Raw genomic sequence first — 15804 nt, 5'->3', positions numbered from 1 at the left:
AACCCGCCGGTTCGTCATGATCGGCGCACAGATGCCCAGTTCAGAGGCGTGCGAGGCCGACTCGGGGCGAACCGCCCACCGCCTATCCTCCTCTCGTCCGCCACTCATTCCGTACGCCACTCCCGAGGGAACCAGGGGGCTGAGGCCATGCCACGCATCGACATCGGACACACCGGCATCGAGCACACCGGCGAGGAGCCGTCGGCGGCCCACGCCCCGCCCCCGGGCGACCGCACACTCCCCCTGCTGCTCGCCGAGCGCGACAGCCTGCGCCACTACGTCGCGGGGCTGATGGGCCGCGACAGCCAGGGCGCCGAGGACGTCGTCCAGGAGACGCTCCTGCGGGCGTGGCAGCTCGCCGGGCGGCTGGACTGGCAGGACAGGCCGATCAGGATGTGGCTGTTCCGGGTGGCGCGCAATCTCGTCATCGACGCGAGGCGCAAGGACCGGGCCGTCCCGGTCGGTCTCTCCACGGCCGACTTCGGGGCCGCCGCCCCGGCGTCGGTCCCCGACCACGCCGAACAGGTCAGCGAGCGCTGCCTGTTGGTGGAGGCGCTGCGCACGCTGGACCCGCCGCGCCGGGAGGCGGTTGCCCGCGTCCACCTCCTGGGTCAGCCGGGCGAGGACGTCGCCCGGCTGCTCGGCGTGCCGAGAGGAACGGTCAAGTCCCGTACACACCATGGGATCCGGGCCCTGCGCGCGGAGCTGAGCGGGAACGCCGCGTGAGCGCGTCGGGCGGGACGGCCCAGTGGCTCGGACTCGCCGGGATCCTGGTCCTGGTCGTCACCTTCACCCTGTGGCTGGTGCGGCGTGCGGGTGGTCCGCGCGCGGTGTGGCGTCGGGCGGCACGTGAAGTACGGCTCACGGGGCGGGCGTTCAGCGAGCCGGTACGCGCCCAGCTGCGCTACCGGCGGCGGGTGCGGCTGCTCGGCCGCCTCCTGCGCGACCGGGCCGGATGGGCCGACGCGGAGCGGGCGGTCCTGCTGGCGGCCCGGCTCCACCCGGGCTTCGCGCCGTACGGGGCGCTGCTCGGACCCGACCTGGTCGGCGTGCTGGTGACGGGCCGGACGGACAACTCGGCGGTCGGTACGGGGGGGTCGGGCGGCGTGCCCGCCCTGCCCGAGCCCTGGGTCGCGGACGACGCGGAGCCCCGGCTGTGGTGGATCGCCCGGTCGGACGTGGCGGCGGCGGAAGACCCGGACGCCGGGGCAGTGGGTGAACCGGTGCGCGTGGACGGCGTGTTGGATCCGGCGCCATCGGCTTCTCCCGCCTCCCCGCCGCTGCTCTGCTGTGTCGGGACCGACGGTCGGCGCGCCGTGCTGCTCGACCTGCACGCCTCCCCGGCCACGGTCGCGGTCCTGGGCGTTCCCCGCACCGCCCGCGCGGTGGTGCAGTCGCTCGCCGCGCAGCTCGACGCGCGGCTTCCCGCCGGGTCCGTGGAGGTCGCGTCGGGGGTGCACCCGCGGTACGCGGGCCGTACGGGCGCTGAGGTGCTGGCCGCGCCGGCCGGCACGTACGTGGTGTGCGCCGAACCCCCGCGGACGCCCGTGCCCGACGGGGTCAGGCTGCTGTGTCTGGGGGTGGGCCGGGGGCGCGCGCTGCTGCTCGAAGCCTTCCACGACGGGCTGGAGGTGCACGGAGCCGCTCCGTCGCTGCGGGTCGACGCGCTGCCGCTGGCGCGTGCCGTGGTACGGGCTCTCCCGGCGCTCCCTCCTTACGACGACGCGGCCGGGCTCGCCGCGGGCGCTCCCGGCCCGGAGCGCGACGGTGAGCGAACGGGCGCGGGCGACAGTTCGGCAACGGTCAACTCCGCACGCTCCAGGGCCGGTTCGGGCACCCCGCACCCCGAGGCCGGTTCCGGTGCAGCCCGCCCCGCGCCCGCCGCCGTCACGCCCGACGAGTTCGTCGAGCCGGAGGCGACCGTCGGGGCCAGCGCCGTGCCCCGGGAGCCGGAACACACCGGCACGCGTACCCCACCCTCCGTACCGCGAACCGAGCCGTCCGCCCCCGCACCCCTCCCCCGGCCCGGTGACGACGATCTCGCCGAGCCCTCCGAGTCCGGCACCGCCGGCGTCTCCGCCGCGGGGGCGTCCGCCGCGGGCGCGGCGCCCGCGGCCCGTGGAAAGAGCTGACGTGCATCTCACTCTCACCACCGTCGACAGCGCGGACGGTGTCCGCCGCGACCATCTGCTGCGGCTGTCCCCGCACGCCACTGTCGGCGAGGTCGCGGCGGCGGTGTCCGAGCCGCCCCGGCCGCTCTACTCCGGTGCCGACCGGCTCGACCCGGCCCTCGCGGCGGCCCGGGCCGGACTGCGCGACGGCACGCTCCTGGGCATCGGCGGCCCGGCCGACGGGCCCGATCTCGTACGGCTGCCGGCCGACGACACGCGGCCCGCGCTGGTCGAACTGCACGCGGTGTCGGGACCGGGAGCGGGCCGAACCTGGCGGCTGGGCCAGGGCAGTCACGAGATCGGCACCGACGTGCTGTGCGCGGTCGGACCGCTCGGCGACGGCCCGGACGTCCCCGCCGACGCGCCCGGAGTCCCCACGCACGGCCTCTGGCTGACCGTCCGCGCGGACGGCTCCGCCTACTGGCACCGCACCGACGCGGCTCCCCGCGACACCGTGCGCGGCAGGACCGTGGAGCCCCCCGCCGAGGACGCCGTCACCGCCGCCGTCTCCCGCGCGCCACGGCCCCGCCGGGGCGCGCCGGCGGCAGGCGGCGAGCCCGCTCCCCGGCCCGGCGGGCCCACTGCCTGGCCCCTCGGCGAGGATCTGACCGTCGGCCCCGCTCTGCTGCGGCTGACCTCCCTCGTCGAGCCGGACGCGGCCGTCACCGGGTCCGCCGACGGGTTCGGCCTCGACTACAACCGTCCGCCGCGCATCGCGCCGCACCTGGACGGTGACCGCGTACGGATGCCGCAGCCGCCGTCGCCGTCCGCCAAACGGCCGTTCCCCGCGCTGATGATGATGCTGCCGATCGCTCTCGGCCTGGTCATGGTGTGGGTGTTCCACTCGTACTACTTCCTGGTCTTCATCCTCTTCAGCCCGCTGATGCTGGTGTCCAACTGGGTCACGGGCCGCCGCTCCGGCCGCAAGCTGCACGAGGAGGCCGAGCGGCGCTACGCGCAGCGGCGCGCGGCCCTGGAGGTGGAGATCAGGACGGCGGTCGCGCGGGAGCGCCGGATCAGGGACGTCACAGGACCCGACCCGGCCGCCGCCGCGCTGACCGCCACCGGTCCCGGGGCCCGGCTGTGGGAGCGCCGGCGGCACGATCCCGACCACCTCGTCCTGCGCCTGGGCACGGCCGACCAGCCGTCGCTGAAGGAACTGGAGGATCCGGCGCGGGAGGAGAACCACCGTACGGTCCGGTGGAACATCCCCGACGTGCCCGTCGGTGTGGACCTGCCCGCCCACGGGGTGGTCGGGGTGGCCGGCGCCGCCGCGGCCGTGGGGTCCCTCGCGCGCTGGCTGGTGATCCAGTCCGCCGTCCTGCACAGCCCGCGGGACCTGCGGATCGTCCTCCTGACGGAGGCGGACCGGGCGGCGGACTGGGACTGGGTGCGCTGGCTGCCGCATCTGCGCCCGATGTCGTACGAAGCGTCGGCCGTTCCCACCGGACCGGCGGCCGTTCTCATCGGCAACGACGAGGCGTCGACCACCGCCCGGATCTCCGAGCTGGTGTCCCAGGTGCAGTCGCGCCGCCGGGCGCGGGGCAACGGCGGCCGGGCCGAGGTCGCGGGGCCCGATCTGCTGGTGATCGCCGACGGAGCGCGGCGGCTGCGGGACGTGCCGGGGATGGTCCAGATCCTCACCGACGGTCCTGCGGTCCGCATCTTCAGTGTGTGCCTGGACGAGAGCGAGCGGCTGCTGCCCGAGGAGTGCACGGGAGTGGTGCTGGCCGACGGGCCCCTGCTCACCGTGAAGCGCCCCGGGATGCCGGACCTTCCCGCCGTCCGGGCCGACGAGGTGCGGCCGGACTGGTGCGAGCAGGTGGCGCGCGCCCTGGCGCCCATACGGGACGTGAGCCCCGAGCACGACGCCGGACTCCCGCAGCGGGTGCGGCTCGTGGACCTGCTCGGGCAGGAACCGCCCAGCGCGGCGGCCCTGTTGGAGAACTGGCGGGAGCACCCCGCGTCCACGTCGTTCGTCCTCGGTACGGGATTCGACGGTCCGGTGTCGCTGGACCTGGTCCAGGACGGTCCGCACGGGCTGGTGGCGGGGACGACCGGGTCGGGCAAGTCCGAGCTGCTCCAGACGTTCGTGATCTCGCTGGCGGCGGTGAACCGGCCGGACGAGCTGACGTTCGTGCTGATCGACTACAAGGGCGGCAGCGCCTTCAAGGAGTGCGCCGAACTCCCGCACACCCTGGGCATGGTGACCGACCTGGACGCCCATCAGGTGGAGCGGGCCCTCGCCTCGCTCGGCGCCGAACTGCGGCGCCGCGAGCGGGTGCTCGCGGCGGCGGACGCCAAGGACCACGTCGAGTACCGCACGAAGCGGGCGGCCGATCCGGCGCTCGCGCCCCTGCCCCGGCTGGTGCTGGTGATCGACGAGTTCGCGACGCTGGTACGGGAGGTGCCGGACTTTGTCCCCGGGCTCATCAGCCTGGCGCAGCGCGGGCGTTCGCTCGGCATCCATCTGATCCTGGCCACCCAGCGCCCGGCCGGTGTGGTGACAGGGGACATCCGCGCCAACACCAATCTGCGGATCGCCCTGCGGGTCACGGACCAGACCGAGAGCCATGACGTCGTGGACACCAAGGAGGCCGTGGACATCTCGCCGCGTACTCCGGGGCGGGCCGTGGTGAAGCGCGGCCCGCGCTCCGCCGAGCCCTTCCAGACGGCGTGGGTGGGAGCCGAACGCCCGCAGTCCGAGAGGCAGTTGGCGGAGGTACGGGAGCGGGCGGCGGAAGCCGCTCCGGGAGGCGCGGTCGCCGCCGTACCGCTGGCCTGGGAGACCCTCGGGCGCGGGGCGGTGCTCCCCCCCGAGACGGTCGTCACCGTCGAAGCGCCGCGCGGGCCCGCCCCCACCGACCTCCAGACGCTGGTCGCCACGATCCGCGAAGCCGCCACCGGGCTGGACGACTTCGTACCGCAGGCGAGTCCGTGGCTGCCCGCGCTCGGCGAACGGGTGCTGCTCGACGACCTGGAACCGCCGTCGGCGCAGGGCCCGAACCGCCGGCTCCTCATCCCGTACGCCCTCGAAGACGTACCGGAGTTGCAGCAGCGCAGGCTCGCCGTCGCGGACCTCTCGTCCTTCGGTCATCTGTACGTGATCGGCGCGCCCCGGTCGGGCCGTACCCAACTCCTGCGCACCCTGGCCGGATCCGCCGCCAAAACCGCGAGCTGCGCGGATGTGCACCTCTACGGGATCGACGCGGGCGGCGGCGGCCTGGCCGCGCTGACCGCCCTGCCGCACTGCGGCGCGGTGGTCTCCCGGCACGACGTGGAACGCCTCGGCCGCCTGCTGCGCCGCCTCAACCGTGAACTGACTCAGCGTCAGGATCTCGCCGGGGAGCACAGCGCGACGGGCATCACGGAGCTGCGCCGGGTGCTTCCCAAGGCGCAACGGCCCCCGCACATCATGCTGTTGATCGACGGCTGGGACGCCCTGTCGGCGGTGCTGGACGAGCACGACCACGGTCAGCTGGTGCAGGACGTGACGCGGCTGATCCGGGAGGGCGCGGCGGCGGGCATCCATGTGGTCGCGACCTCCGAGCGGGCCCTTCTGGGCGGCCGGCTGGCCGCGCACAACGACCACAAGCTGCTGCTCCGGCAGGGCGACCGCAGCGACTACCAGGCGGCCGGGCTCAAGCTGGGCCGGGTGCCCGCGGTCATCGGCCCGGGGCGGGGCTGGCACGTCCTCACCGGCACCGAGACCCAGATCGCGCTGCTCGCGCCCGGCGGTGGCACGGAGCAGGTCGAGGCGCTGCGGGCGATCGGCCGCGAGGCGTCCCGGCGGGACAATCAAGTCCCGCAGGAGCGGCGGCCGTTCGGGGTGGAGCCGCTGCCCGGGTCGGTGGAGTTCGCCGACGCGTACGGCAAGGTGCCGGAGTCCGCGCGGCGGCCGATGTGGGGGCTGCTGGGGCTGGGCGGGGACGACGCCGGGACGGTGGGCGTCGACCTCGCGGGTTCCTCGTCGGTCTTCGCGGTCCTCGGCCCGGCCGGCTCGGGGCGCAGCAACGCCCTGGCCTCGCTGGCCGTTTCCCTGCTGGCCGGTGACACCTCGGTGGTCGTACTGACTCCGCGCGAATCGCCGCTGAGGGCGCTGGACCGGCATGCGCGGGCGCGGGTGCTCAGCGAGCCCGACCCGTCGGCGGAGACCGTACGGGCCGCCCTCGACGCGCTCCCGGGGCCCCGGGTGGTCGTGATCGACGACGCCGACCTGCTGATGACACCGGCGGCGGACAAGGTGCTGCGGGAGATCGCCCTGTCGGGCCGGGACCAGGGGCTCGGGCTGGTGTTCGCGGCGTCGGCGGACGGTCTCCAGTCGGGCCTGAGCGGCTGGACGACGGCGGCGCGGCGGGCGCGGCGGGGCTTGTTGCTGGCGCCCAAGAACATGGCCGAGGGCGATCTGGCGGGGCTGCGGCTGCCGACCAGCGTCGTACGGTCGGCGGGCCGGCCGGGGCGCGCGTGGACGGCGGGGCCCGACGGCACGCCGATGGCGGTGCAGGTGCCGCTGACGGTGCTGCGTCCGGCAGAGTAGCGCGGGCCGTCGTGGCGGCGGGCGGCGATCGTACGGAAGAGGGGCGGGACCGGTGTCGTACCACCGGTCCCGCCCCTCTCGCGGTCGGCCTCGCGGCCGACTCCCGTGCGATCAGCCCTGGTTGAGGCTGTTCTTGATGCCCTCGTCGAAGTCGATGGCGTTCTTCATGATGCCGTTGAACATCTCGGAGAAGTCGTTGATGCCCTTCACGGCCGCCGTGAGGCTGGTGTCGAAGTTGTTGTATGTCGTGCGGATGACCTCGCTGGACTGCTGGAAGACCATGCCGTCGTCGACGAGGAGGTTGACCCGGTTGTGGAGGTTGACGAGCATCGGCACGATCTGCTCGTGGGCCGCCAGCAGCAGACCGGCGACGTCCTCGATCTTGTCGTACTGGAGATTGATCCCGTTGTAGGCCATGGTGTCCTTCGTTTCGGTCGCTTGGGTGGTGGGGCGGGACGGATCTGCGGGAAAACGACGGGAATTCTGCGGGACAGCGGTCAGTCGGAGTCGGAGTCGTCTCCGCCCACCTGGTCCCAGGCCGGTGGGTTCTGACCTTCGGCGGGGCGCGGGCCACGGGTGTAGTCGGTGCGTTCGCCGTCGCTGTTGGTGACCGTCATCGTGCCGCTGCCGTCGGAGTTCAGGTGGGTCTCGGAGCGGACCGTACTGCCGTCGGGGTAGGCGGTGTCGGTGACGTAGGTGTTGCCGTTGTCGCTGTAGGTCGTGGTGGAGGTGTACGTCTTGCCGTCGTACGTGACGGTCGACTCCTCCTTGATCACATGGTTGTCGGCGTCGAGCGTCAGATGGGTCTGGACGCTGCCGCGCTCCGTGGTGATCGTCTGGTCGACCGGCGGGTTGGGCCCCGGGTCGGTCGCCGAGCAGAAGTCCGGCATCGAGCCGTCGGGGCCCGGCACACACTGGTCGAGGTGGGCCTGGCGGTAGTCCCACTGCTCCTTCTGCCGGAAGTAGTTCCCGAGGCCGAGGTTGCTGCCGGTGATGCCCATGCCCTGGGCCAGCTCGGAGTCGAAGGAGAGGAACGCCTCGCCCACCGAGCCGAAGGCGTTGGCGAGTTCCTTGAGACCGTCGTACGCCCTGCTCAGGGTGTTCTTGGCCTCGGCGCGCAGCCCGGAGACCGCGTCCGCGACGTCCACGCTGCCGAGGATCGACGCCGCGTCGTCGCCCGTGGCGAGTTCGGTGAAGAGGCTGCTGTCGAGGATGGGGCCGATGTCCCCGGCCAGTCGTTCCATGTCGCGCTTGGCGTCGTTGAGGACGTCGTAGTCGATCCTGAGCCTGTCCGGCAAGGTGTGCCTCCCTGGCGCCGTCGCCGCTCCGGGACTGATCCCGTTCGGCAGGTCCACGTGCGGGGGGCGGGAGCGGTTCACGGGGCCGGTCGCGCGGTCGGTTCGCGGGGTCGGCTCACGGCAACGGTTGACGGCGCGGAACCGCAGGCCGTCGCCGTGAACCGGAATCGCCCCCCGCACGTGGTCCGTTGGGAATCCGGGGTGCTTCCGGGTACGGAGGGAAAAGCCGCCATGCCACGTCCGACGGACTGGAACGCGATCGGGCTGTCGGGAGACCCCACGCCCGGCGAACCCGACCGGATCACCGAGCTGGCCGACCTGTTCACCGAACTCGGCGGTACCGCCCGGCGCATCTGGATCGCCGTCGAGGCCGTCATGAGCAACGCCAACGACAGCGTGTTCGTGGGCGAGGCGGCCGACGCGCTGCGGGACAAGGTGGACGGCCGGCTGCGCGGCCATGTCGAGGACGTGGCCTGGGCGTTCGAGACCTCGGCCGGCGCGCTGCGCGAGTGGGCCGGGACGGTCACCGAACAGCAGCAGGCCGCCGACTCGGCGCTGGCCGCCGGGCGCGGGCTCGCGGAGGACGATCCCGTACGGGAGCAACTGGCCACCACCGCGCGGGAGGCCGGGGACGCGCAGGCGGAACAGGGCAGGAACGTGGCGGGGCGGATCTCCGCCGTCTCGCACATCTCGCTGCCGATCTCCGCGTGCAAGGTCTTCTGGGAGGCGTTCCAGTGGCTGGCGATCATCCTGATCATCCCGGCGCTGATCTTCGGCGGCCCGATCGCGCTGCTGGCGCTGGGCGTCAATCTGACGCTGTTCATCAAGACGGTGGTGGACTTCGCGCGCGGGGACGCCACGTTCCTGGACCTGTTCCTGGCCGGGCTCGGGCTCATCGCGCCCACCACCAAGGGCCTGCCGATCTTCCAGATCATCAAGGCGGGCACGAAGGCGTTCACGCAAGGGCTGGCGAACTTCGGCAAGGCGACGCTGGTCCTGCTGCGCAACCTCTTCACCGGGGGCGGGTTCCGCTTCGCCACGATCTTTCCGGGTCTGCGTGATCTGGTGCGGCTGTCGACGAGTTGGGTCCGTACCGGCGGGCTGTGGGTGATGCGGGGCATCACCGACCTGCCGCGGATCGCGAACGTCGTGCAGCGGGGCGGGCTGATCGTCTTCCAGAACGTGAAGGGTTTGCCCGCGCTCGTACGGGGGATCCCGGCGGCGCTCGGCCGGGGCGGCGCGTTCGCGTGGCAGGGGGCGCGGGCCGGGCTCGGCGCGACCTGGTCCTTCGCCCGGGCGGAGCTGGGCGGCGGGAAGTGGCTGCGGCTGCTGCTGCCCGTGGACGCGCGGGAGATCGGGCAGTTCGGGCTGGCGAAGGCGCTGCGGATCGGGTTCTTCGAGCGCGGGGTGCTCGGGCAGGCGCGGTACGGGGCGGCGGTGGGCGCGGTCGGCCGGGGCATCAGCGCGGCGCCGATCCCGACGTCGCCGGCGCACGGTCTGGTGGACGGCCTGGTCGATCTGCCGCGCTTCGACCTGGCGAACGTACCGCTCGGGGAGTGGGCGGGGCCCGGGGCGGGTCTGCGGCCGTTCGAGATGACGAACGGGGCGCTCCACACCGGTCTGCGCCCGCCGGAGCTGAGCCTCGGGCCGGTGGGGAGCCTCGGCGCGGGCGTGGGCGAGCGGACCGGGCTCGGCTTCCACGCGTCGCGGCAGCTGGACGCGCTGGTGGATCTGCCGGCGGGTCAGCTGGGGGCGATCCGGGCCGGGGACTGGGCGGTCGGGCCGGGGCGGGTGGACGTGGGGCCGGGGGTCAGCGCGATCGGCGCGCCGCAGGTCGTCCATCAGTCGGGCCTGTATCTGCCCGCCTCGGCCGGGGTGCCGGGTACGACGGGCCTCGGCGCGCTCGCCACGGGCACGCCGGTGCCGGGCGCGGCGCACACGGGGCTCGCGGGGGTGCAGGCGCCCGCGCCTGGCGCGGCGACGGTGGATCTGCTCACGTCGTCGGCGCGGCCGGGGACGACTCCGGCGCCGGTGCACACCGCGCTCGCCTCCGGCGGTGTCACCCCGCCCGGTGCCGCGGTGACACCGCACACGCTGACGTCGGTGGTGCCCGGTACGACGCCCGGCCTCGGCCACACCGCGCTGGGCGCCGTCCAGGCGCCGCCGCCGGGGGCGGTGGTCGCCGGTGATCTGCTGACGCCGGGCGCGGCCCCGCACACAGGCGCACCGGGCGGCGCACACCCGGTCGTCGGGACCGGGCCGCACTTCCGCCCGGCGGCGTCGGGCAGTGTGTCTGCGCTCGACCTGGTGGCGGGCGGCCGCGCCGGTCCGGACCTGACGGTGACGGGGGTGAGCGGGGCGGGGAGCGGCCTGGCGGAACGTACGACGAGCGCCCTGACAGCCAATCAGGTACGGCTGCACCTGGACGATTTCGTCCAACTCCCGCCCACAGACGCGTCCCGCACGCTCACCGACTCCCCGACGACGGGCCCGGCGGCGGCCCCCACGACCCCGGGCCCGAACTCCTCCACGGCCGGGGCAGTTCCGCCCGGCTCCGGACCCGGAGCCGTCCCGCACGGCCCCGCACTCGACGCGGCCAGTCCGGCCACCGCCGGCCGAGCCGGCACGAACCAGGCCACCACCGGCCCGGGCGTGGGGTCCGCCACAGCCGCCACCACCGGCGCGGTCCCGCCCGGTTCGGTGCCCGGAGTCGTACCGCACCGTGCATCCGTCGACACGGCTGGTCCGGTCACCGCAGGGGCGGTTCCGCCCGGCTCCGGAGCCGGGGCCGTTCCGATCCGGCCCGGCCTCGACGCGGGCGGACCGGTCACCGCAGGGCCCGTCACCACGAACACGGTCGCCGCCGGCCCGGGCGCGGGGCCCGTCGCCGCGGGGGCGGTTCCGCCCGGAGTCGGGTCGGGCGCCGGGTCGCACGGCTCCGGCCTTCACCCGGGCGGTCCGGGTCCCGATGTCCGGCCCCCTGCCGGGGGCGGCGACCACGGGTCGGCCGGCGCGCCCGGCCCGCACGGGTTGCAGGGGCCGCGACCCGCCGCCGACATGCCCGTGGACGGCGGTCCCGGCCTCGGCGACCCCGCCGGCACCGCGGGCCTCTCCGGCGTCGGCAAGGGCAAGGGCAAGGCGCACGCCGGTGCCCCGGCCGCCGGGCCGGGGGCGGGTGTGGAGCCCGGTGCGCCGGTAGGATCGCGCCTCCCCCACGAGCCCGGAACAGCCGTATCCCTGACCGGCGCGTCGCAGCGCCTCACGCCAGACCAGATCGCCCGGCTGTGGGCGAGGGACGCGGACCGGGTCGACGCGCTGTTCGGCGTGGCGGACGATCCGCTGCGGGAGGTACGGCGGGACGCCTGGCGCGACTTCGCCCAGGCACGGCACGATCTGGGCCGGAACCAGGCCCTGTTGCGCGAAGGTCCGGCGAGCACGTCGTCCGGTCCGAGCGTTCACGACCTGGCGCTGCGCGAGCGGTTGGACACCGCCGGGCGGCACTACACCGACGCCCGGCAACGGCTCACCGACCTCGGGATGGACCTCGGCGCCATCGACCGGGGCATGCACGCGATCCACACCCGGAGTCTGGCGGACCGCCCCCGGCTCGACGGCGGCATGCTCCATCTCGACCAGACCCCGCAACCACACCCTCAGCCCCAACCCCAACCCCAGCCCAACGCGCTCACGAATCTGCTCGCCGGACCCGGCCCCGGCCCGCACCACCCGCCCACGCTGCCCGTCCCCCTCCGAGGGTTCGACGGGCAGCCCACCGGTCAGGTCCTCCACGTCGACCCGGCGGGCGGCGGCCCCCGGCTCGAAGGCCCCGGCGGAGCGCCCGTCGATCTGCGGGACGGCCGCGTCCGGGTCGCCGGACCGGACGGCGGGTTCCGGGACTTCGACGCGACCGGCGGTCAACTGCTCCAGGAGCGGCTGCCGTTGTACGGGCCGGACGGACGCCCCTTCCACCGCGCGGCCGTCGACGTGGGCCCCGGCGGCACGTACGCCCTGCACCAGGGTGGCGGACGTCAACTCGACGTCCTGGACGGCGGCGGGTTCCGGGTCAGCGACCCGGCGACCGGCGCGACCACCGCGTTCGACGCGCGCGGCGCCCATCTGGGCGACGGCACCCGGCTGCGCGGCCCGGGCGGCCACTTCGCCCCGGGCGACGAGATCGTCACGGCGGGCGCCGGGGGACGTACGGTCACCGACCTCGACGGCACCGCACTGCCCGGACGACAGGTGCGCGCCCTCGACGGAGGCGGCCTGCGCGTCACCGACCCCGCGACCGGCGCGTCCGCCCGCTTCACCCCCCAGGGCATCGAGGTCGAGCGCGGCATCGCACTCGCGCGCGCCGACGGCACTCCCGTCCACGCGGTCGCGAACGCCGACGGCGGGTACCGGCTCACCGACCTCGACGGCGGGCGCCTGCCCGGCCGGATCGCCGCCGACCCCGACACCGGCGGCTTCCGCGTCGCGGACGGCCAGGGGCCCGGGCACCAGCTGTACGGGCCCGACGGCGCCCACACCGGGCGCGGCATGCCCCTCACCGGCCGGGACGGCCTCGGCGCCGGCCATCTGGACCTACGGACCGACGGCACCCTGCGCTGGATCGACGACCCGTTCGCCCCCACGGCGGGCCGCGCCGCCGATCGCGGACCCGGCGGACGGATCGAGGTCGCGCTGCCCGGCGGTGGCCACCAGGTGTTCGACCCGGCTTCCGGGGCGCTGCTCCGGGAGGTCACCCCGCTCCCGGGCGGCGCGGGCACCCGTACCGAGTGGGCGGGCCATCACAGCGTCCGCCAGGGCGAGTTCATGGAGGTGCGGGCCGACGGCAGCCCGCTGCGGCAGGGCGTGAACGTCGTCCAGGACGGCCGCAGGACCGACTTCCAGTACGTCGTGGACTTCCCGGCGGGCGGCGGCCGCGCCACCTGGCACCGTACCCGCGTGGGAGCCGACGGCGGCGCCGAGCGCGCCGTGAGCGGGACCTTCCACCAGGGCACGGTGAAGTCGTACGGCCCGGACGGCGGTTGGCTGCGCCTGGACAGCTCCACCGGCAAGGGCGTCGAGGTCTTCCAGCGGCGCGTCCTGCCCGGCGGTGACGTGCTGGACGCCTTCCGCCGTACGGACACCGTCGGCTTCGGGCACTTCAACCGCCGCACCGTCTGGGTGCGTTGGGGCGACGACGGGGCCCTGCGCGACTGGGGCACCCGGCACTACGACACGGCCGGTACGGGCTGGCGGGACCTCCCGCACACCAGCCTCGGCGACCGCCGCACCGGTCTGACCGCCGTACGGGAGTACCGCGACGGCCTCCAGGCGTACGACAACGGCGCCGGCCACGTCCTGGCCGTCCGGGACGACGCGGGCGCCTGGACCTGGCACCGCTACGACGGCGGGGGCGGCCACCTGGCCGAAGGCCCCCGCACCCACGACCTCGGCGGCGGCTGGACGGACCGCGACGCCACGGGCGCGGTAGTGCAGCGGCAGTGGGGCAGCGGTCATCTCCCGCAGGACGCACGGCACTTCCAGGAGAACCAGCTGGCCGCGCAGGACGGTGTCTGGAACCGCACCGACCTCTGGGAGCGCCAGTCCCCGCACGGCAAGGAGAGCGGGAAGTACGAGCGGATGGGACCCGGCACCTATCTGCGCACCGAACGGCTGGGCGAGCAGCGCCCGCCCGCGTGGTTCCGCGACCACTTCATGGCCGACGTCGGGCACGCCCCGCGCACCCACGCCCATCTCGGCGGCGACAGCCGCTTCCAGATGTTCCTGTGGAGCAAGGAGGCGCCGGGCGTGGATGTGGTGGGCGGCGCGCGGTACGTCGGGATGGACGGCGGGAGCGTCGACCTCAGCGCGGGCGGGGACTTCGTACGCTCCACGAACAAGCTGCACCACGGCAATACGCTCAAGGTCGGCGACCACGCGCCCCGGCCCGCGCACGACCCGACGCCGGGAGCCCTGGCGTGGCACGAGGGCGGAGCGGCACCGCGCGGCGGGTACCGCTTCGAGAGCCCGGCCGGCGGCCGGACGCTCTGGGAGGACCGGATCGCCGTGGACGGTGTGCCGCAGGGGCAGTGGCCGGTCGCGCGGGAGGGACTGCCCGGCGGGACGGTCCGGGAGTACGCGGATCCCCCGGCCGCCCATCAGCCCCGGGAGGCGGGCTCCTGGGTGACGCGGGACGCGCACGGCAACCTGGCCGGCATTCAGCATCCCTCGCGGGCGCCCCGAGTGGCGGGCCAGGGTGATCTGTTCGTACGGGGCACCGGTGATCCGGACGCGTCGGCGTGGACCTGGAAGCTGGTGGACGCGGCGGGTGACGACGTGGCCGGGGCCGGTGGTCCGGTCGCCGGGCGGCGGGAGTTCTTCCGGGGTTCCACCGACCCGGCGCTGGCGTGGGACGACTCGTTCCGCGACTTCGACGCGGCCGGGAACCTGGTGCGCGAGCGCCGCATGCTCGACGGCGGCGGGTACGTGGACGCGTGGGCGGACGGCGACCGGTGGCTGAGCGCCAAGTACCGGCGCGACGGGCAGGCCGTGGACTTCGGCGGGGGCACGCAGGTCCGCCAGTGGTGGCACGGCGGCGCCTGGCAGGACGACTGGGCGCGCGGCGCCCGGCACTGGCAGGACGTGCTGCGCCCGCAGGGCGGGGCGGACAGCACCCTGCGGTCCGTGCCGGTGCACACCAACGGCCCGCTGCGGGTGCGTGAGTACCGCGCGGACGGCCAGGTGGCGGCGGCGGACGGCGTCTGGAAGGAGTTCGACCACGGCTCGGTCGTCCGTGAGCGCAAGGCGCTCGGCGACGGGACGTTCCTGGAGACCGACGCGTGGCGCGGCCAGTGGCGCCGTTACGACGCCCACGGCGGCCTCCTCGCCCAACGCACCGACAGCGGGCTGGTGTTCGAGTCGCGCGGGGGTCAACTCCACCTCACCGGGAACGAGTACGACTTCCGGGGTCCGCTGACCGAACTGCGCGGCTGGGGCCGCCGGGTCCGTGAGGCACAGCGCATGCCGTGGAGCGGCACACCGCTCCAGATCGGCGAGTCGCTCTACCAGCCGTACTGGCAAACGGTCGCGGGCAAGGCGGCGTTGGAGTTCGGCCAGGAGTTCGTGCTGGAGTTCGGCGCGAACCTGGCGGTGAACGGGATCGTGGCGGCCGTCCAGAACAAGCCCTTCACCGGGAAGGACGCGCTCAAGGCGTTCGCCAACGCGGCCGTCTCGGCGGGCATCAAGACCGGGGTCGGCACGATGATCCACGAGAACAGCCTGCCGCTCTTCCGCGACCTCGGCTCGGGCCGCGCGGGCCTCGCCAACGTCGACGGCGGCAAGCACTGGGGGCGGGCGCCCATGAACCACGACAAGACGTGGGCCAACGAGTGGGGCGGCAACGAGACGGCGACCCGCTGGCGCGGCGGCACCTACGACTTCGGGTTCGGGGTGGGCACCAGCGTGCTGGCCGGCTGGGTCAACGGCTCGATGAACGCGGCGGTGTGGGGCATCACCGACGCCGAGGGCAACACCGTGAAGCTCACCGGCTGGGACGCGGTCGGCGACGGCGGCATCAACGCCCTCGCCTCCCTGACCACGTCGGTCTCCACCGGCCTCGCGAAGAACATCGCTCTCCTCACCACCGGCGGGCGCCTCTTCCACCGGCAGGGCTTCGCGGACTTCTGGCTCCAACTGCCCTTCAAGATCTTCGAGAAGAGCATCTCGTCGCTGTATCTGACCTCGCCCTACCGGGCGAGCATCAACCCGGCGTGGTACCAGGTGCCGCCGCCCGCTTCGCAGAATCCGTGAG

General features: G+C 74.6%; 6 protein-coding genes. 4 read left to right on the top strand and 2 right to left on the bottom strand.

Features of this window, described 5'->3' with window-relative positions; genetic code table 11:
* The first annotated feature begins 147 nt into the window (after positions 1 to 147).
* From ACIODU_RS04585 to ACIODU_RS04575, 3 genes are read left to right on the top strand one after another with little or no spacing between them, the layout of a single operon-like run.
* Positions 148 to 726 carry a sigma-70 family RNA polymerase sigma factor gene (locus ACIODU_RS04585; protein ID WP_356419362.1) on the top strand — a complete coding sequence of 193 codons (579 nt, stop codon included), beginning with the start codon at positions 148 to 150 and terminating at the stop codon, positions 724 to 726.
* Positions 723 to 2132 carry a hypothetical protein gene (locus ACIODU_RS04580; RefSeq protein WP_401763834.1) on the top strand — a complete coding sequence of 470 codons (1410 nt, stop codon included), beginning with the start codon at positions 723 to 725 and terminating at the stop codon, positions 2130 to 2132. The genes ACIODU_RS04585 and ACIODU_RS04580 overlap by 4 nt, the downstream gene beginning before the upstream one ends.
* Position 2133: 1 nt before the next feature.
* Positions 2134 to 6708 (top strand): FtsK/SpoIIIE domain-containing protein, encoded by a 4575-nt coding sequence (locus ACIODU_RS04575; RefSeq protein WP_401763831.1) that lies wholly within the window; start codon positions 2134 to 2136, stop codon positions 6706 to 6708.
* A gap of 111 nt (positions 6709 to 6819) precedes the next feature.
* On the opposite strand, the gene ACIODU_RS04570 is transcribed toward ACIODU_RS04575, so the two are convergent.
* A complete protein-coding gene (locus ACIODU_RS04570) occupies positions 6820 to 7125 on the bottom strand; it encodes a hypothetical protein (protein WP_319678970.1) in 306 nt (101 codons plus the stop codon).
* Between the two features lie 80 nt (positions 7126 to 7205).
* Entirely contained in the window at positions 7206 to 8006 is an 801-nt protein-coding gene (locus ACIODU_RS04565) for a hypothetical protein (RefSeq protein ID WP_401763828.1), read from the bottom strand.
* A 231-nt stretch (positions 8007 to 8237) separates the two neighbouring features.
* On the opposite strand from ACIODU_RS04565, the gene ACIODU_RS04560 reads away from it, so the two are divergent.
* Positions 8238 to 15803, top strand: a complete 7566-nt coding sequence (locus ACIODU_RS04560; RefSeq protein WP_401763825.1) for a hypothetical protein — start codon at positions 8238 to 8240, stop codon at positions 15801 to 15803.
* The last annotated feature ends 1 nt before the right edge of the window (position 15804 follow it).

This window comes from Streptomyces sp. NPDC088261, from assembly GCF_044740805.1.
In the GTDB taxonomy this organism is placed as follows: Bacteria; Actinomycetota; Actinomycetes; order Streptomycetales; family Streptomycetaceae; genus Streptomyces.
Note: the sequence above shows the minus strand (reverse complement) of the source record. Positions and strands in the feature narration are given on the sequence as shown.